General features: G+C 60.9%; 15 protein-coding genes and 2 pseudogenes. 3 read left to right on the forward strand and 14 right to left on the reverse strand.

Annotated elements, in window-relative coordinates; translation table 11 throughout:
* Positions 1-6: 6 nt before the first annotated feature.
* Positions 7-870 carry an SDR family oxidoreductase gene (locus V6943_RS08810; protein ID WP_197445406.1) on the reverse strand — a complete coding sequence of 288 codons (864 nt, stop codon included), beginning with the start codon at positions 868-870 and terminating at the stop codon, positions 7-9.
* 417 nt (positions 871-1,287) lie between these two features.
* Here V6943_RS08810 and V6943_RS08815 point away from each other — a divergent pair, with 417 nt between their 5' ends.
* Positions 1,288-1,725: a hypothetical protein gene (locus V6943_RS08815; RefSeq protein WP_131648118.1), complete on the forward strand. Its 438-nt coding sequence runs from the start codon at positions 1,288-1,290 to the stop codon at positions 1,723-1,725.
* Between the two features lie 464 nt (positions 1,726-2,189).
* Positions 2,190-3,380, forward strand: coding sequence for a sugar transporter (locus tag V6943_RS08820; protein ID WP_131648119.1), 1,191 nt, complete (start codon positions 2,190-2,192; stop codon positions 3,378-3,380).
* A gap of 48 nt (positions 3,381-3,428) precedes the next feature.
* On the opposite strand, the gene V6943_RS20400 is transcribed toward V6943_RS08820, so the two are convergent.
* The 12 genes and pseudogenes from V6943_RS20400 to V6943_RS08875 form a co-directional block, all read right to left on the reverse strand.
* Positions 3,429-3,986, reverse strand: coding sequence for a methyl-accepting chemotaxis protein (locus tag V6943_RS20400; RefSeq protein WP_257626600.1), 558 nt, complete (start codon positions 3,984-3,986; stop codon positions 3,429-3,431).
* Positions 3,969-4,742, reverse strand: a pseudogene (locus tag V6943_RS20405) (PAS domain-containing protein); the annotation flags it as partial. The pseudogene V6943_RS20405 and the gene V6943_RS20400, both read right to left, overlap by 18 nt.
* 269 nt (positions 4,743-5,011) lie before the next feature.
* Complete coding sequence (locus V6943_RS08830; protein WP_131648121.1) at positions 5,012-5,416, reverse strand: septal ring lytic transglycosylase RlpA family protein; 405 nt, start codon at positions 5,414-5,416, stop codon at positions 5,012-5,014.
* A 160-nt stretch (positions 5,417-5,576) separates the two neighbouring features.
* Positions 5,577-7,577, reverse strand: a complete 2,001-nt coding sequence (locus V6943_RS08835; protein ID WP_340553252.1) for a peptidase U32 family protein — start codon at positions 7,575-7,577, stop codon at positions 5,577-5,579.
* 210 nt (positions 7,578-7,787) lie between these two features.
* Positions 7,788-8,558: an ion transporter gene (locus tag V6943_RS08840; RefSeq protein ID WP_131648123.1), complete on the reverse strand. Its 771-nt coding sequence runs from the start codon at positions 8,556-8,558 to the stop codon at positions 7,788-7,790.
* A gap of 203 nt (positions 8,559-8,761) precedes the next feature.
* Positions 8,762-9,100, reverse strand: coding sequence for a DUF3325 domain-containing protein (locus V6943_RS08845; RefSeq protein ID WP_181101550.1), 339 nt, complete (start codon positions 9,098-9,100; stop codon positions 8,762-8,764).
* Positions 9,097-10,659, reverse strand: coding sequence for a PepSY-associated TM helix domain-containing protein (locus V6943_RS08850; protein ID WP_340553253.1), 1,563 nt, complete (start codon positions 10,657-10,659; stop codon positions 9,097-9,099). Before V6943_RS08850 ends, V6943_RS08845 begins: the two co-directional genes overlap by 4 nt.
* The gene (locus tag V6943_RS08855) at positions 10,656-10,943 is read right to left on the reverse strand and encodes an iron transporter (RefSeq protein ID WP_131648126.1); all 288 of its coding nucleotides are present in this window, start codon (positions 10,941-10,943) and stop codon (positions 10,656-10,658) included. The genes V6943_RS08850 and V6943_RS08855 overlap by 4 nt, the downstream gene beginning before the upstream one ends.
* A 97-nt stretch (positions 10,944-11,040) precedes the next feature.
* A complete protein-coding gene (locus V6943_RS08860; RefSeq protein WP_340553254.1) occupies positions 11,041-12,339 on the reverse strand; it encodes a class I SAM-dependent methyltransferase in 1,299 nt (432 codons plus the stop codon).
* A gap of 115 nt (positions 12,340-12,454) precedes the next feature.
* Positions 12,455-14,545 carry a TonB-dependent receptor domain-containing protein gene (locus V6943_RS08865; RefSeq protein WP_340553255.1) on the reverse strand — a complete coding sequence of 697 codons (2,091 nt, stop codon included), beginning with the start codon at positions 14,543-14,545 and terminating at the stop codon, positions 12,455-12,457.
* Positions 14,546-14,737: 192 nt separating this feature from the next.
* Complete coding sequence (locus tag V6943_RS08870) at positions 14,738-16,069, reverse strand: sensor histidine kinase (RefSeq protein WP_340553256.1); 1,332 nt, start codon at positions 16,067-16,069, stop codon at positions 14,738-14,740.
* Positions 16,069-16,770 (reverse strand): response regulator transcription factor, encoded by a 702-nt coding sequence (locus V6943_RS08875; protein ID WP_181101545.1) that lies wholly within the window; start codon positions 16,768-16,770, stop codon positions 16,069-16,071. The genes V6943_RS08870 and V6943_RS08875 overlap by 1 nt, the downstream gene beginning before the upstream one ends.
* A gap of 105 nt (positions 16,771-16,875) precedes the next feature.
* Here V6943_RS08875 and V6943_RS08880 point away from each other — a divergent pair.
* A pseudogene (locus tag V6943_RS08880) lies at positions 16,876-17,159 on the forward strand (CAP domain-containing protein); the annotation flags it as partial.
* Positions 17,160-17,276: 117 nt separating this feature from the next.
* Here V6943_RS08880 and V6943_RS08885 read toward each other — a convergent pair.
* Complete coding sequence (locus tag V6943_RS08885; RefSeq protein ID WP_340553257.1) at positions 17,277-17,855, reverse strand: hypothetical protein; 579 nt, start codon at positions 17,853-17,855, stop codon at positions 17,277-17,279.
* Positions 17,856-17,862 lie beyond the last annotated feature (7 nt).

Here is a 17,862-nt window from a genome sequence, read left to right on the forward strand (position 1 = left end):
CGAACCTCAGCCGTTCACCACTTTGCCGCCATTGATGTGAATGGTCTGGCCGCTGACATAGGACGAGTCTTCGCATGCAAGATAAACGTAAGCCGGGCCCAGTTCAGAAGGCTGACCGCAACGGCCCATGGGCATCTGGCTGCCGAAGCCTTCGAGCATCTCGGGATCGTGCTTGCCGATGGTGGCCGGTTGCAGCGGCGTCCAGATCGGGCCGGGAGCGATCTGGTTGACGCGAATGTCGCGCTCGATCAACTGTTGCGACAGGGCTCGGGTGAAGCCGTCGATGGCGCCCTTCGTCGCGGTGTAGTCGACCAGCATCGGATTGCCGATGAAGGAATTGATCGAAGTTGTGTTGATGATTGACGCGCCGGCTTTCAGGTGGGGCAGGGCGGCACGGGTGAGATAGAAATAGCCGTGAATGTTGGTGGCGAAAGTCTTCTCCCACTGCTCGTCGGTGATGTCCTCGAGCCGCGTCTGTACTTCCTGGCGTCCGGCATTGTTCACCAGCACGTCCAGCCGGCTGAAGGCTTCGATCGTCTGCCTGACCGCATCGTTGCAGTAGCGGCTGTCGCGGATATCACCGGGCAGGGTGATGCAGCGCTGCCCTTCGGCTTCCACCATGCGCTTGGCTGTTGCGGCGTCCTCGTGTTCGTCGAGGTACATGATCGTTACGTCAGCACCCTCGCGCGCGAAGTGCAGCGCCGCCGCGCGGCCAATGCCACTGTCGCCCCCACTGATCAGCGCCACCTTGCCGGCCAGCTTGCCGCTGCCTTTGTAGCTGTCACGGATGAACTCGGCTGGCGGCTGCATCTCGCTCTCCAAGCCGGGCTGGCGGTCCTGCTTCTGTGCGGGGATCTTCGGGTAAGCCATACCTTCTCCGGTGTGAATGGGTTCTGTAGGTACGGCTGATGGCGGGCTGGAAAGTTTCGGCTGGATGCCGAGTGGTACACGCATGGCCAGTGATCAAAAAAGGTTTCGTCTAGGACAAGTAGGATGCGCTCCGCGCACCAGATACACCGAAGCCCGGCGGTGCGCGAAGCGCACCCTACATTCCAATCAGCGATGATGCCGCTCCGTTCGGTGCCACCTTGGCCACGTAGGGTGCGCTCCGCGCACCGGATACACCGAAGCCGGCGGTGCGCGAAGCGCGCCCTACGAAACCCAGACCGAGGGCGCTTGGCCATCAGCAAACAGTGTCCTATAGTGCCGCCCGCCAAGGATGGCCGCCGGACCCCAACGTAGGGCCGGTCTAGGTCGTCCACGCCTACCACCTGCAAGGGATTGAACATGAAAGCCAAGCAACTCCTGGCGCTGCCGCTGATGGCTGCGCTGCTGTCCGCCTGTTCCGCCACCACCTCGCTGCGTTCCAGCGATCCGAGCCTCAGCGTCAAGATCAATGACGATGCACCGCTGGTGCTGAAAAACCCGGTCAGCAAAACCTACAAAACCACCAGCTTCGGCCAGTACCGCTTCCGCGCCACGCAGGATGGCATGGAGCCCATGTACGGGCTGATTCCGCTCAAGTTCAACGGTGGCTATCTGGCCGCTGACATCCTCTTCTTCGCCCCGGCTGCGTTCTACAACCTGCGCGAGGTTTATCCCTTCTACGAGTTCGATGTGGCGCAGGGTGTCGTGCGTTACAAGAAGAACGAGAGCGACGAGTGGATCAACTACAAGCCCACCGCCGCAGAAGCGGAGCGCGCGCAGGCGTATTTCGCCGAGTGATACGCGTATCGAACGGCCTCGAACGTTCAAGGCCGGGCGAGCCTTTGGCGACGCTAGCGAGCCGCGGCTGCGGCCGCTCGTCGCAGATGGTTTTTGCGGCCTGACATCGGCACGGCGCGGGCGTAGAATCCGCGCCGCTCCGACTGTCCTGTTTCGTATCTCAATCGTTTCCGCTGCCGCCCGCACTTCTTCGAAGCTCGCGGGCCGGGTGCGTTGTGGTGATCGAGCACGACCGTCACCCCTGAATTCTCTCTCGTCACGCTGTGGTGTGCCTTTTTCAAAAAGGCTATGTCTGTTGCCAATTGGTTTGGGAAGGCTCCGAGCCTTGTAGGGTGGGCTTTAGCCCACGCTGACCGCGTTGGTGGGCTGAAGCGGAACGTCGCTCGGGCCTTTGCGCCAACAGACATAGCTTTTCAAAAAGGCGCGTTGCGGTTGCCGATTGGTCGCATCAAGACATCGCCCACATGAACGAATCGCAACACTCCCACGCCGGGAGCTGGCTCAGTGTCATCGCACTGGCGCTGGCCGCCTTCATTTTCAACACCACCGAGTTCGTCCCGGTCGCGTTGCTCAGCGACATCGGGGGTTCGTTCGACATGCCGCCGTCCCAGGTCGGTCTGATGCTGACCATTTACGCGTGGGTGGTGGCACTGATGTCGCTGCCGATGATGCTGCTGACGCGCAACGTCGAACGCCGCAGGCTGCTGATCGTCGTCTTCGCGGTATTCATCGGCAGCCATCTGGTGTCCAGCGTGGCGTCGAGCTTCAGCATGCTGATGATCAGCCGTATTGGTATCGCGCTTTCGCACGCGGTGTTCTGGTCGATCACTGCATCACTGGCCGTGCGCGTTGCGCCACAAGGCAAGCAGGCACAGGCGCTGGGCCTGTTGGCCACCGGCAGTGCACTGGCGATGGTGCTGGGCATTCCGCTTGGTCGTGTGGTGGGTGAAGCGCTGGGCTGGCGCACGACATTCCTCTCGATTGGCGTGATCGCGGCGCTGGTGGCGCTCTGCCTGGCGCGGACGCTGCCGCTGCTGCCGAGCCAGAATTCCGGTTCGCTGCGCAGCCTGCCGGTGCTGTTCAAGCGCCCGGCGCTGGTCGCGGCCTACGTACTGACCGCTTTGGTGATCACCGCGCAATTCACGGCCTACACCTATATCGAACCCTTTGCGCAGAACATCGCGCACCTGAGCGGTGACATGACGACGGTATTGCTGTTGCTGTTTGGCGGCGCCGGCATTCTTGGTTCGTTCCTGTTCAGTCGCTACAGCGGCCGTTATCCGAGGGGCTTTCTGGTCGCCGCGATCTCAGCGATGGCGACGTGTTTGCTGCTGTTACTGCCGGCTTCACGCGACAGTTCGCTGCTGGGCGCGCTGGTGGTGGTCTGGGGGATCGCCGGGATGTGCTTTGGCCTGGCATTGCAGGCGAAGGTGCTGAATCTAGCGTCCGATGCGACCGACGTCGCCATGGCCATGTTCTCTGGCATCTATAACGTCGGAATCGGCGGCGGCGCGCTGCTCGGCAGCCTGGTTACCGTCCATCTGGGCCTGAGCAATGTGGGCATTGTCGGTGGGTTGCTGGCGTCGAGTGGTGTCGTGCTGTGCTGCTTGGCGACCTATCGTTTCGCCAGGCCGGTAGAAAAGGCTGCGCTCTGATCGCATGAACGAGGCGGATGAAGGCATCCGCCCCATCACAGCTGAGGACTAATTCAGCTCCTTCGCGAAGCGTCCGACAGCGTTCACCACCTGCTTGGCACCGTCCTGAATCTCAACGATCACCGCGCCGGCCTGATTGGCCAGTGACAGGCCTTGGGCGGCCTGCTCTCGGCTGCTGGCCATTTCTCGTACGGCCTCATCTACCAATGACTGGTTCTTCTGCACCACGCTGACGATCTCTTCCGTGGCTGCGCTGGTGCGGCCTGCCAGCTGGCGAACCTCATCGGCGACCACCGCGAAACCGCGACCCTGTTCCCCGGCGCGTGCCGCTTCGATGGCCGCGTTGAGCGCCAGCAGGTTGGTCTGGGCAGCGATACCGCTGATGGTCTGCACGATCGAGCTGATAAGCAGCGATTGCTGGCCCAGGGCCTCGATGCCCTGCGTGGCCGATTCCACTTGCTCGGCGATGCGCTGCATCGTCGCGACCGTGTCCTTGACCACCACGGCACCGCGCTCGGCACTGGTGTCGGTCTGCCTGGACACGTCATAGGCGATGCCGGCCGCCCCCCGAACATCCTCTTCGCGGGCAATCTGGTCGGTGATCACGCTGGCGAACTTGACCACTTTGCACAGCTTGCCCTCAGTGTCGTGTACCGGGTTGTAGCTCGCCTCGAGCCAGACGTCGCGGCCCTGGCTGTCGACCCGCTTGAAGCGGTCGGCAACGAACTCGCCGCGGTTGAGCGTCTGCCAGAAGGCCTTGTACTGCTGCGATCCGGCCTCGCTTGCAGTGCAGAACTGGCTGTGATGCTTGCCCACGACTTGCTTGAGCGAGTAACCCATCGCCTGCAGGAACTGATCGTTGGCGGTAATTACGGTGCCGTCCAGATTGAACTGGATGACCGCGGTGGAGCGAAGAAGCGCGTTGATGAACGCTTCGTTCTCCTTCGCCACCTGCAACTCCTTGGTCACTTCACGGGCAATGCCGCGAATGTTCAGCAGGGTGCCGTGTTCGTTCCCGATGGGATACCAATCGACATGCAACCACGCAAGGCTGCCGTCGGCGCGCAGGTAGCGGTAGTCATCGCTGATGGGGGTCATTTTGGCTATCGCGGCGCGGAAGTTATGAAAGCACGGCAAATTTTTCACGTAAGGCGGCACGATGTCTGCCATCGCGCGACCCTTCAGTTGCTCGACGTTGTAACCGAGCGTGCGAGCGAACCTTTGGTTCAGAGCGGCAATACGAAAATCGGGGTCGAGGGTGATCGACGCCATCGTGCTTTCCATCTGCTCATGGAGCTGACGCAGCAGCGACAGCTCCGCCCTTTGTTCTTGGAGTTGTTTTTTTAGATAGCCGTTGAACATGGAAGCACCATGGTGGATTGACGTGCATCTCTATCGGCACGCCATGGCGATTCTTAACGCGCACCGATGGCTTTAATTTTTACTGTGATCTCTCGATCTTGGTTGAAACGAACGCTGACCAGACACACAGGCGGGCCATTACCGTCACCGGATGTCGACCGTGACCCCAAGCGCTACAGCAAGCTGGCCGAAATGTCTGAAGCTGAGCGGTGCTCTGAGAACTCCCGGAATGCGACCAGATGCGGCGCTTCGGGGGCGCCCCGTCCGATTCAGTCGACCCTTTCGAGGCGCACCCGGATGATGCCGGACCGCGTATTGCCGATGCGCTCGAAGGCCGCTTTCGACAAGTCGATGATTCGCCCACGCACGAAGGGGCCGCGGTCATTGATGCGCACGACCACGCTCTTGCCGTTGCGAGTATTGGTGACCCGGACGTTCGTGCCGAAGGGCAGCGTGCGGTGGGCGGCGGTGAGAGCCGTCTGATCGAAGCGCTCGCCGCTGGCGGTCAGCTTGTTGTGGTGCTGGTTGCCATAGTACGAGGCCTTTCCCGAACCAATGTGCTCGCCTGCGGCAGACTGAGGGGATGGGCTCGTGGCGGGACCTCTGAGCGGCGACGTCGAGCAGCCGGCAAGCGCGGCGGCGAGTGATACGGCGATAATCCAGCGGTGAAGCATGTTCGATCCTTGTCTGCATATGAGCGGGCACGCGAATCGCATTGCCGCGCTGCCGGGGCATATCTCGCCATCCGCTGCGCTTGCCGCGGAGGTTGAACAGCAGACAACCATATTGCCGGAAGTTCAGACCTCGATGCGCCGTCGTTGCCGGAGGGCCTGATCAGGCGCGCGGCTTGCTGCGAATAGTCTTCATCAGGTCGTCCGGCGTGATATGCCCGACCACGCTGGCGGCGCTGCCCGGCTGCGGCAGGTTGAGAATGTTGCCTTTGATCTTGCCGATCACGTGCATCTCGCAAGGCTTGCAATCGAATTTCAAAGTCAGCACCTCGTCACCATGCACCAGCTGCATCGGGGCGACCTTGGTGCGAACGCCGGTGACGCCCTTGGCCTGTTTCGGGCATAGGTTGAAAGAGAAACGCAGGCAGTGCTTGGTGATCATCACCGGCACTTCACCGGTTTCCTCATGGGCCTCGTAGGCCGCGTCGATCAGTTGCACACCGTAGCGGTGATAGAACGCGCGGGCCTTAGCGTTGTAGACGTTGGCGAGAAAGGACAGGTGAGAATCGGGATAAACCGGAGGCGGCACGCTGACGGCCTTGCGGCTGCCCAGCGGACGAATCGCTTCACGGGCCTCGGTCAGCGCCTCGATGGCTTCGCGGCGCAGGGCCTTGAGTTGCGAGTTGGGGATGAAGAACGCCTGCGGCGCATCTACGTCCACTTCTTCGGCGTGGTAGATCGTCGTGCCCAGCTGGCTCAGCAGGTCGGCGATCTGACCGGGCACCTGCTCAGGCTTCTTCGCTTCGCCAAACGGACCGGCCAGCGAGACGGTGGCATAGGCGCCTTCGTCGCTGGTGACGTGGAGTTCGAGCTCATCGGCACGCAGTTTGGCCAGCCAACGCACACCAACGCGGCGTTCGGCAGAGGTTTTCAGTAGCGCGTTTTGCCAGTTGTGGTCCAGGTTGCGATTGAGCGGATGGTTCGGCCGCAGCTGGCGCAGGTCGGCGGGCATTTCGTTGGGTTCGACACGGTATTGCCAGAAAGCCTGGCCGTCCTCTTCGAACTGCTTAATAGGCTCGACCACGCTGGCGCGAAAGCCCACCACTTCGCGTTTGACCAGCACGTTCAGGCCGTCACCGTTGGACAGCGGCTCGCGGGTCTGGACGGTGAGGTCGTGCTTGCCGACCTTGAGCACTTCGCCCACGGCCAGGCCGGTAAAGGTCGGCGAGTCGAAAGCGCCGATGTCGATCTTGCGGTCGGTAACGAAGTAGTCAGTGCTGCCGCGGTGGAAAGTCTTGTCCGGGTCCGGCAGGAAGAAGTGGTCGGTGCGGCCGCTGGAGGCGCGGGCCAGGTCGGTGCGGTCTTCGAGAATCTCGTCGAGGCGCTGGCGGTAGTAAGCAGTGATGTTCTTCACGTAGCTCACATCCTTGTAACGCCCTTCGATCTTGAACGAGCGCACGCCGGCATCGACCAACGCGCGCAGGTTGGCGCTCTGGTTGTTGTCCTTCATCGAAAGCAGGTGCTTGTCGAAGGCGACTACGCGGCCCTGGTCGTCTTTCAGGGTGTAGGGCAGGCGGCACGCCTGGGAGCAGTCGCCGCGGTTGGCGCTGCGCCCGTTCTGCGCGTGAGAAATATTGCACTGCCCGGAAAACGCCACGCACAGCGCGCCATGGATGAAGAACTCGATGGCGGCGTCGGTTTCATCAGCGATTGCGCGGATTTCCTGCAGGTTCAACTCTCGTGCGAGGACGAGCTGCGAGAAGCCGGCCTTGTCGAGGAACTTGGCCCGCTCCAGGGTGCGGATATCGGTCTGGGTGCTGGCGTGCAGCTCGATCGACGGGATGTCCATTTCCATCACGCCCATGTCCTGCACGATCAGCGCATCGACGCCGATTTCGTACAGCTGCCAGATCAGCGCGCGCGCCGCTTCCAGCTCATCGTCATGAAGAATTGTGTTGATGGTGACGAACACCCGCGCATGGAACAGGTGAGCGAAGGTCACCAGCCCGGCAATGTCCGCCACGCTGTTCTCGGCGTTGTGCCGCGCGCCGAAACTCGGCCCGCCGATGTACACCGCATCGGCGCCATGCAGGATGGCCTCCTTGGCAATGGACACATCCCGCGCGGGGCTGAGCAGTTCGAGGTGATGCTGGGGTAGGGACATGAGCGCGGACCGGCTGCGAATCGAAAGTCGCGCATTGTAAGGGCTTACGGCCGGTTTGGGTTTGGCCGCTGGGCGTTTTCGAGAGGTTGACGCGGGAGATCGCGTCGGACATTACCGCACGTTCGGTACGTATCGCGGATTGTGCCGTTCTTCAGGATCGGCGGTAGCCTGGGCGGACAGGCCAAGAGATGCTACCGGTGCCACAGACAATTACTCCCGTGGCGGCTGTCCCCGTTCCTCCAGTTGCCCTCGTAAAGCCTGGACTTCGGTGGTCAATTTTTCTACCTGCTCAAGCAGGTTGTGCAGCACGGCTCGGTCCGCTTCCTGCTGCTCGATGTTTTCATCATGCTTGTCGGCGATAAACAGCGAGCCGATATAGGCGGCGAAGCTGCCGAACAGGCCAACCCCGGACACCATTAGCAGCACCGCCACGATACGGCCTTGGGTCGTGACCGGGTAGTAGTCGCCATAACCGACGGTCGTGACGGTCACGAAGGCCCACCAGAGTGCTTCTTCCGGCGTATTGATAGCGCTTTGCGGGTTAGGCGCCTCGACCAGCAACATAGTGATGGCACCGAATGCCACGAGTAGCAACGTGGCCGTAGCGGCGGACACGACGATGCTTTCTGCACGGTTGCGAAACAGCAGGCGCCAGATCATTTGGGTCGACTTGATCGCACGCAGCGCACGCAACACCTGCACGGCGCGCACCATCTTGAACGCTTGCAGTCCGCCCGCCGGTACGCTGGCCAAAAGGTCGATCCAGCCCCAGCGCATGAAGCGCCATTTATCCTCCGCGAGTTGCAGACGTCTAGCAAAGTCGATGAAAAAGAACAGGCAGACAATGTTGTCTATGTAACTGAGCAACTCAGATACGTCGGGCGGCAGGTCGAACAGGACGTCGGCGATCAATGCGCCCAACACGTAAATCGAGAGCACGAGAATGAGTAGTTGGAAGGGCGATACGGCACGCTGGGTCATGACGGTCACAGAATAGACGTGAGATGGCCGGCAGCTTAAGGCAAGAGACCGCCACGTTACACAGCGCATCTGCTTCGTTGAAAGAGGTCATGAACGCAGGTGCGTCGGGACTCGCGGTCTGAGGACGAGGCTAAAGGCGAACGTAATGCTCGTATTCACGCCTGCGAGAGCGCCGGTCGCCTTAGCCGAGGCAGGGCAGGAAATCACAGCAGTGCCCCAACGGCCCAAAGCAGAGTGCCCATCGCCGGCAACCCAGTCGCCAAGCGAGGGGCGTAGGGGATCAGCAGGAGCAAGGCGAAGCCGGCGAGGGAGATCAGGCCGAACCAGCCAACCAGCGCCATGCCGCCCGGCCAGACGCGGGTTGCGGTATACACGGCAAGGCCGAGCAGCAGGCCTCCCGCCGGAAAGCAGAGGCGACGCAGTTGAGCGGGAACGCGAGAATTGACCAACTGCTTCCAATGGCGCTCCTTGCCCAGGCAGAAGCCGAGCATGCCGGCGTAGGCCAACAAAAGACTGGCGAGCAGGGCTGATGAACCGTTCATGACGAGACTCCCGGAACTGGGCGAGCGAGCTGGGGTTGGCGAGCTTTTCTCGCGGCGACGATCGTAGGGATTTTCCAGGCGGTCCAGCCGGACAGCAGGCCCATCGCAAACACGGCCGCGAGGACAGACAACCGGATGCCGTCCAGCGCCATGTTGGCTGTCATCAGGTCCAGCAGCGGCAGGGTCATCGCCAACGCCGCGGCGGCGAAGAGCTGCTCGCGCCATGCCTGCAATGGCTTGCGCACCCAGGCATGCAGCCAGCTCAAGGCCCAGGTACCGAAGAACAGCCGCAGCTCCCAGTCCTGCCGGGTGGCCAGCTCCGCCGGTAGCAGACGATTGCTCCACAGGAGCGCGACGCAGGCCAGCGAGAGCCCCGCAACGACTGCCACGTTGAGACTCTCCACCATCCGCAGAAACTGCACGTTGGCCTTGGCCTGTTTGCGCTGCTTGACCGCATAGAGCACAAGCCCTGTTGCGATCATGGCGCAGCTGACTAGACCGCAGATGAAGTACAGCCAGCGCATCGGGTAACCGCCAAACTGGGCGAAATGCAGACCCGCCATCACGCGTTGGGTCAGCTGACTGGCACGCGACGGCTCCGGCGCCTGGATCAGCTCACCGGTAACGCCGTTGAAGACCATGCCTTCGCCCTTCGTCAGCTCCATGCGATTGCCCAGCACCGGCCGCGCGGTGACCTGAGCATTGGCTCGGCCAGGGTTGCTCACGGCCAGGCCACCGATCATGCCTGCACCGTAGTGCGCCTCGGCACGGCTGACGATCTCGCCCAGCGCCAGCATAGGCGCTGCTGGTGCCTGGACGGGTTTGCTGCCGCGACCTTCACCGCGCGGCGCTTCGGCAGCACGGACTGGCTGCGCCTCGCGGAAGTAAGCCTGACGATCGCCGTCGTACAGGGCATCGACCGCAGCAGGCATGTAGATCAGGAAGAAGATCACCAGTCCGGTGTAGGTGATCATCAGGTGGAACGGCAGCAGCAGGACGGCGCTGGCGTTATGGCCGTCGAGCCACGAGCGCTGCCCCTTGGCCGGGCGGAAGGTGAAGAATTCCTTGAAGATCTTTTTGTGGATGACGATCCCGCTGATCAGCGCCACCAGCATGGCCATCGCCGCGAACCCGACTACCCAGATGCCGAGAAGCCGCGGCATATGCAGCGTGTAGTGGAAATGGAAGAAGAAGTTGCCGCCTATGGTTTCCCGCGCCTCGATCGGCTCGCCCGTGAGCGGGTCCAACTGCGTGCCACCGGCACCGCGCCGCCGCTCCCCGACCGACACGCCGAGGTCCGGCGAGCGCTCGGTCGGCAGGCTGATGTTCCAGTTCGTCTCATCGGGATGGCGCTCCATTAACCAGCGTTGCGCGACATTGGCGGCAGCGGCGGGGGACTGGCCCCGATCAGTCAGCTCCGGCTGCATCCACCAGCTGATTTCCTTGTCGAACACCGCCAGGGTCCCGGTCAGGAAAATGGCGAACAGCACCCAGCCGAGCAGCAGCCCGCACCAGGTGTGCAGCCAGGACATGGATTGCGTGACGGTCTTGTGCTTCATCCGAGGCGCTCCACCAGCTGTGGCCAGAAGCCGATGACCGCCAAGGGCGCCGCCAACGCTAGCACCGCCCAGGCACGCCATGCGCTGCGGCAGCCAAACGCCCAGAGAATGATCGCCGTATAAATAATGAAGGCTGCCAGCGTCGCGACTACCACCGCATCGGATTTTGCCAAGGGAAGCAGGCGCGCCAGTGCCGCCGTGCAACAGTAGGTGAACACGTAGCCGCCCAGCACGGCCGCGAGGGTTCGCGATACTACCGGCCAAGGTTGTGAAGGGGCTTTCATCGGTGCGTTCTCTTCATGTTGGAACAGGACGTGGAGGTGGAGTGGGGCGAGGTGTACGGACCGAAACGAACGCTCCGGTGTGTCGCGCCATGGTTGTTCATGAGTTGCCGGTCGGCTGGTGAATGGCTGTTCCGCAGTCCTCCACAACGTTCAACTTCAGTTGGCTCCGTTCGATCCAGGCCTTCAGCTTGTTCACTTGCTCAGTGCAGCTGAGGCCATCCTGACGTTGGGGATGGATATGGCCCTGCCACATCAGCATCTGTAGCGCTTGCGATAGCGTGCCGAGCTTTTCGGTAAAGGCTGGCAACTGTCTTAGCTCGGCAAAAGTGGCGGGTCGTTCGGCTAGCTTTTCCAGCAGAGGAGAAAAGATGTCGCCGGGGCCTTGGATTTCCCCGATTGGCGTTTGGAAAGACAGCGCGCCTGAGCGTGGCGCTTGGGGCATAAGCTGAAACCGAAGCGCATCGACCTGCTGTAGAACGTCCTGCTGGTTCAGGCGTACTGGAGCACGCTGAAACAGATCGCTGCGCTGATGCTGATTCCTGGCTAGGTCCTTGACCGTTTCCCTTAGTGCTGGCGAGGCCAGCTTTGCGAGAAGCGGCTGTACGGTACCCGGTACGGACAGGCTGTCCAGATTGTCGAAGACGTTGGCACTGCCTAGATAGGTGACGCCGGCCTGTGCCACCGATTGATGAACATCGGTCGAGTGCTGTGGAGTCCAATGGTCGGTCAGGAAATCGTGGGCGAGATAAGAAGCAGGTTTCTGCTTGAGTGACTTTATCTTTTCGCTCAGGTTGGGCTGGTCTATGAAAGTGCCGGCGACGTCCAGCTCACAGACGAAATCCAGCGCAGCTTGAAGGTTCTGCTCCGAGGAACCCGGTAACTGTCGAGCCAGGTCGTTCAGCAGCTTCTGCACCGGCATCATTTGAGTCGCGCCTGGGTGGCACATGTAGTGCAGATAGAACAACCCTTTGGGTTTGAGCGACTTCGCTACCAATTGCAGGATGCTTTTTTGCTGGCTTTCCGCGATCCATGACCAGACGCCATGGCTGACGATGAAGTCGAAGAACAGGTTGTTGCGCTGGGTAAACTGGGCGAAATCAGCCTGGACGAAACGGATGTTTTTGACGCCCATCGATGCCGCAGCCGAGCGCGCGATGTTCAGCGCTTTGTCGTTGGCATCCACACCCACGAACTGCCCCTGCGGGTTCGTCATTGCAGCGATGAGCAGGTTGATACCCATACCGCAGCCCAATTCACAGTAGGAGTAAGGCTTGGAAATGTCGGGCGCCGCCGAGCCGAGGAATTGAACCAGACTGGTCAGCCAGACAGGTTGGATTTCCTTATGAAAGTGCGGCGGGTAGGCCACATCCATCACATAGCCATCGTTTCTTGTCATGTTGCTTGGCCTCTTGTCCGACCGACCGGAGCGGGTCCGATTGCGCCTCGTGCGTATTCCATACACACGAACGCTCCCTGACGGATAGAGCCGCAGGGAGCATCGTTTCATCCGATCAGAACGCTTGGGTCACCGAGAAGATGAAGCGTCGGCCGTCCAGGTTGTAGGCGTAATCGCCATCGGTGGAAACTTCCTTGTTGCCGATGTTGTAGACGCCCGCTTTCAGGCTCAGGTCGTCCGTTGCTCTGAACGCCACGCCGACGTCCACGAAGCTGTAGGCCGGATAGCGAATTCCATTGGTACTGGAACCGCTGGTACCGGTTTGCCAACGGCCGGAGGTCTTGCCGCGATAGTTGTACTGAGTCCAGGCATTGAGCCGGTCGGTGGCTTGCCAGTCCAATGAGGCGTTGAACATGTGCTTGGCTATGTCGTTGAGCGGCTCGCCTTTGAAGTCGCCGGATTTCTGCTCGGTCTCGGTATAGGTGTAGCTGTGGCGGTAATTCAGGTTGTCGAGCAGGCGATAGTCCAGGGTCCACTCGATGCCGCGCAGTTCCGCCTCGTCCACGTTCTCGTAGGCGGTGTAGCCGAACGGGTGAGCAGGATAATCCGTGCCGTTGTAATTACAGGGCTCGTTCTGCAGGCAGACTCGGCCGGTACGGTTGATCTTGTCCTCGTAGTCGATCACGTAGGCCGTCAGGGTGGTGAGCAGGCCTAGGTTCTGATCTTCGTAGGCGATGCCGATCTCGCGGTTTACGCTGGTTTCCGGCGTTAGATCGGGGTTGCCGATGATCACGCCGCCCATGGAAGTGGAGCCAAAATCGGTGGCGCTGGAGCGCAGGTCAGGCGCCTTGTAGCCAGTGGTGACACCACCCTTAATGGTGAAGCTTTCGTTCAGGTGGTAGACGCCATAGACCTTTGGACTGAACTGACCACCGAATGCCTGGTTGTCGTCGTAGCGTCCGCTCAGGGTCAGGATGAAATCTTCGGTCAGATTCCAGTTGTCCTCGAGGAAGATGGAGTTCTGATAACGATCCATCTCGACCGTGGCATTTGCATCTGCAACTACCGGCTCTCGCAAGCCATTGGAGTTGTGCTCCAGGTTTTCGTATTTGTGGGTCAAGCCGCCCGTGATGGCATGAGCGCCGAGGAAGTAGGTCGCCTGCGTGTTGGCCGTGATGACCTCGTAATCAATGCCTTTGCCGGTCTCGGCGTTTGCGGTGGTCGGGTTTTCCGAGTGGTCGTAGTTGATGTACGACTTCAGCAGAAGGTTGTCGTAGTTCCCTTCATGGTCGATGAAGTAGTTACGCTTGATCGACTCGCTGTATGTCGGCTCTATGTCGACGCCTGCCTCGGTTTGCTCGGCGAGACTTCTGCCCGGATTATGCCAACGCTCCTGCTTGGTGTAGGTGTGCCCTATCGTCAGCGCGTTCTGGTCGTTCAGATTCCAGGAGAGTTTCGCGCCGGCATTGCGCTTTTCGTATTTGGGATCGGTGGCCGCGCTGTCGCCTCCACCGACGAAGTTGCTTTCGTCTTGATTGTGCAAAGCTCCGGTCAGCTGCAGGCCCAGAACGTCCTCAATCAGCGGTACGTTCAGATAGGCGCTGGTCTGAACGGTATCTTCGTTGAGCTTGTTGCCGCTGCCGGGCGTGGTGTATTCGGCGGTGATGCTGCCGGTCAACTCGTTGGATACTTTCTTGGTGATGATGTTGATCACGCCGCCCATGGCATCGGAGCCATAGAGAGCGGACGCCGGGCCACGAATGACCTCGATTCGCTCAATCGACTCGAGCGGAGGAAGGAAGTTGATCGGCGTACCGGCCTGTGATCCCCTCTCGGAAAAGGCATCGTTGCCTTGGGCCGGGCGGCCATCGATAAGGAAGAGGGTGTAGGCCGAAGTCATGCCACGGACCATGATCGATTGCTCGACGCCACCGCCGGAAATCTGCACGCCGGCGACGTTCTTCAGCGCATCGGTGATATCCGTGTAGGAGCGCTTCTTCAGTTCTTCTGCGGTAATGACAGAGATGGTAGCCGGAGCATCCTTGATGTTCTGCTCGAAGCCCGAGGCGGAAACTACAACCGAATCCAGTTCCAATCGCTCTTGTGCGGAGGCCGAGCACGCCAACGAGGCCAGCGCGGCGGCGATGAGGGTTTTCTGGAACGTGGGACGTGGCGTTGTGATGAACGGGCTTTTGACGATGGGCATGTCTTTATCTCTGGTTGTTCGAATATCCCCGGCCCGTAATTGCAGGGCGTGCCTACCGTGCCTGGATCAACGGCAGGGCTGGGCTGTGGGAACGGATAACTAAGCGTGCGTCAGCCTGTGCAGATGTGGTCGAGTTTGCGCAGGCACACGAATGCTAGTCATTCTCAACTGAGAGTAAAGCGCATTTACAATCTATACATCTTGCAAAACAAAACTCACTCGCAGGCCTGGATGGAGGTTTTCCGCCCAGATGCGGCCGCCTTGCAGTGTCACCATGCCGCGCGCGATGGCGAGACCCAGGCCGAAGCCATCGCCACCCGGCCGGGCGGCACTCAGGCGAGAGAACGGGCGGAACATCACGTCTAGCTGATCCTGCCGTACGCCGGGGCCTTGATCGTCGATGCAAAGACGCCAGTGGGCCTCTTCGCGGCAGGCGGTCAGGCGTACGGTGCCGTCGGCTGGAGAATGTCGGATGGCATTGCGCAGGACATTCTCCATCGCTTGGGCCAAGGCGTTGAGGTTGCCGAAAACCTGGCAGTCTTCTGGGATATCGCTGTGAAGGCGCGCTCTAGGCCATCCGGATTCGAAGCAGGCGTCCTCGCAGATCAGGTTCCACAGGGACTCGACATCGACAGCTTCCCGCTCGAGCTGTGGCTGCTCGCTATCGAGCCAGGCCAGCTCCAGCGTGTCGTCGACGAGGCGCTGCATGCCTGAGACTTCTCGCTCCACGCGCTCGCGCAGTACCGCTTGAGGCAGGTCGCTTTCGCAGGCGACCCGAAGTCGGCTCAATGGCGTTCGCAGTTCGTGGGATAGGTCGCGCAATAGCTGTTGCTGCTGGCGGATCGAGTCGTGCAAGCGCCGGGTCAGATATTCGAGCGAGCGGCCAAGCTCTCCCAGCTCGTCGTTGCGGCGGGTTAGCGCGAGCGGCAGCAGTGAGCTCAGGCGGCTGCCGCGCAACGTATTGGCTTGCCGACGCAGCTGGTCGAGGGGCGATATGAGGAGCCGGTAGAGCAGCCAGCCGAACAGGACCGACAACACCACGGGGGGCAGGTATACGATAAGGACGATCAGCAGGGCCTGGTGAGGCCAGGGGCTGAGGCGTTCGGGCAGTTGCATGACCAACTGGTCGCCGCTTCCGTTGAAGGGAATGGCGATCATTGGACGCGGCCCGGCGCGTCGGCTCATGGGACTATCGTAGGGTCGGGCGAAGCGCAGCAGGCTGCGCTCCCGCTCATCCAGTTCACGGTCGCCAAGCGACTGATGATGACGATCCACGACCAGCGCCAGCCCAGGCTCGTCCTGCTGCAACGCGGCGATCCAGCTATCCACCGCGGCGGGCCCACGGCGGGCCGCAACATGAGCCTGCTTAGCGTAGCCATCGAGGGTTTCCAGCGCTTGCGGTGACAGGAACGAGCTGTGGTACGCAACCTTCTGATCGACATAACCGCTGACCCAGATCATCGACAGACAAAACCCGGCGACCAGTATCACCAGACGCCAGAACAGCGAATGACGGTTGGGCATCAGTCGGCCTGCAGTTCCAGTACATAACCCTTGCCCCATACCGACTCCAGACGCAATGCCGTGACTTGCTCGCGCGCCAGTTTGCGGCGGATGTTGCTGATGTGCATGTCCAGGCTGCGATCATGCTGCGAGTAACCGCGGCGCAACGTCTGCTGGTACAGGAAGGGTTTGCTCAACACCTCGCCAGCCGCGTCGTGAAGTACCTTCAACAACCGGTACTCGGTGCCGGTCAAGCCGACCCAGCGTCCCTCGTAACGCAGGTCGCAGCGCTGGTCGTCGAAGCGCATCGACTCATCGTTCGCCGCCGGCTGCACGCTGCGCTCGTACGCCACACGGCGCAGGATCGCGGCGATGCGCACCTGCAACTCCTCGATGCTGAACGGCTTGGGCAGGTAGTCGTCGGCACCGCTATCGAAGCCCTGGATGCGATGCTCTTCATTGCCCAGCGCGGACATCATCAGCACGGGTGTACGGCGCTGCGCCCGCAACCGGGTCAGTAATTCCATGCCACTGAGTTCCGGCAGCATCACGTCGAGCAGGATCAAGTCGTAAGCCGACTCGCTGGCCAAGGTCAGGCCGGTCAACCCGTCATCGGCGAGCGTGACCTGAAAGCCACGGCTTTCCAGGGATGTTTTCAGGTGGGTGCCGAGAACCGGGTCGTCTTCGATTGCAAGAATCTGTCGGGCTGCGGAAGAGAGCATTACGAAGAAATCCGGTGCCAATAAGAATGATTATAGATTGGTGGCATGCCGACGAGGCAATAGGCTCAGCTACAGCTGAGGACAGGTTGCGCCGGTATGCGGTCGCTGGCGGCTCGACTTGAGACGCACTTTCGCAACTTCTTCAACCTGCTCGACAACGATGGCCGTACACCTGGCGATCGGGTGGAGCTGGCGGGTCACAGCGGCACCCAGATAGGGCAAAACATCGCTGCAGCGATGGACCGAAGAGCAAGGTGGTCGAAGGCTGGCTAGCCAGCTCAGAGCATTACGCCGATGTGATGAACTCGCGACTCAGCGAGCCAGGCGCTGCCTATGCGGTCGATCCGCAAAGCGATGCGGGATTATTGGGAGTGTTTGGCAGGCAGTGATGTGCAAAGCGACTCGGGGGCTGAGCCGACCTGCGCTACCTGTCGCGCTGAGTCGAACTCAGAACCACTTGTGGGGCCATCCTTGGCCCGGCAGCGTCCATTAGCGGCGTTGCCTGATCAGATCAGATCCTTGCTTGCCGCCTCTTCCAGATTGCTCTTCGTGAGTTCGGTCAATAGCGCATCGGCCGACTCGTTGAATGGCAAAGCGAAGATCAGAAATAAATGCATCCAGGTCGTCAGCGTTTCCTGCTTCTGTACCCGGCCAAGCTTCTTGCCGCCGCCATCGCGGAACATCATGTCCATGATCAGGGTGTTGTCGAAGGTGCCTGGAACCAGGAATAAGGTGGCGCCGGTTAACACCGCTAGTCCGAGATTGGCGGTTTCCTGATTGCGCAGCGTCACCGTGACATAGAGATCCGAGGCCTCCTGTTCGGTGCTGATTCGGGAGAAGCGCCCGCTGTCGGTAAACGACTGTTTGACGAGGTTTTCCAGCTTGGCAATGTCGGGATTGCTCGCCGTGGGCGTGCCGTTCACCGAGTACTCGGTCTGAACCTTGATATATGCGGTCGGTTTTGTCTGAGCCGATTCGGCGAGTGGCCATGGTTCAACGTCAGGCAAGGTGTTGTGGGAGTACGTCATGCAACCCTGCAAGGTCAGGGATGCGGTAATGGAGAGAAGGGCTATCAATGCTTTCATGTGGGCG

The sequence above is a fragment of the Pseudomonas sp. CBC3 genome, assembly GCF_037967085.1.
Classification (GTDB): domain Bacteria; phylum Pseudomonadota; class Gammaproteobacteria; order Pseudomonadales; family Pseudomonadaceae; genus Stutzerimonas.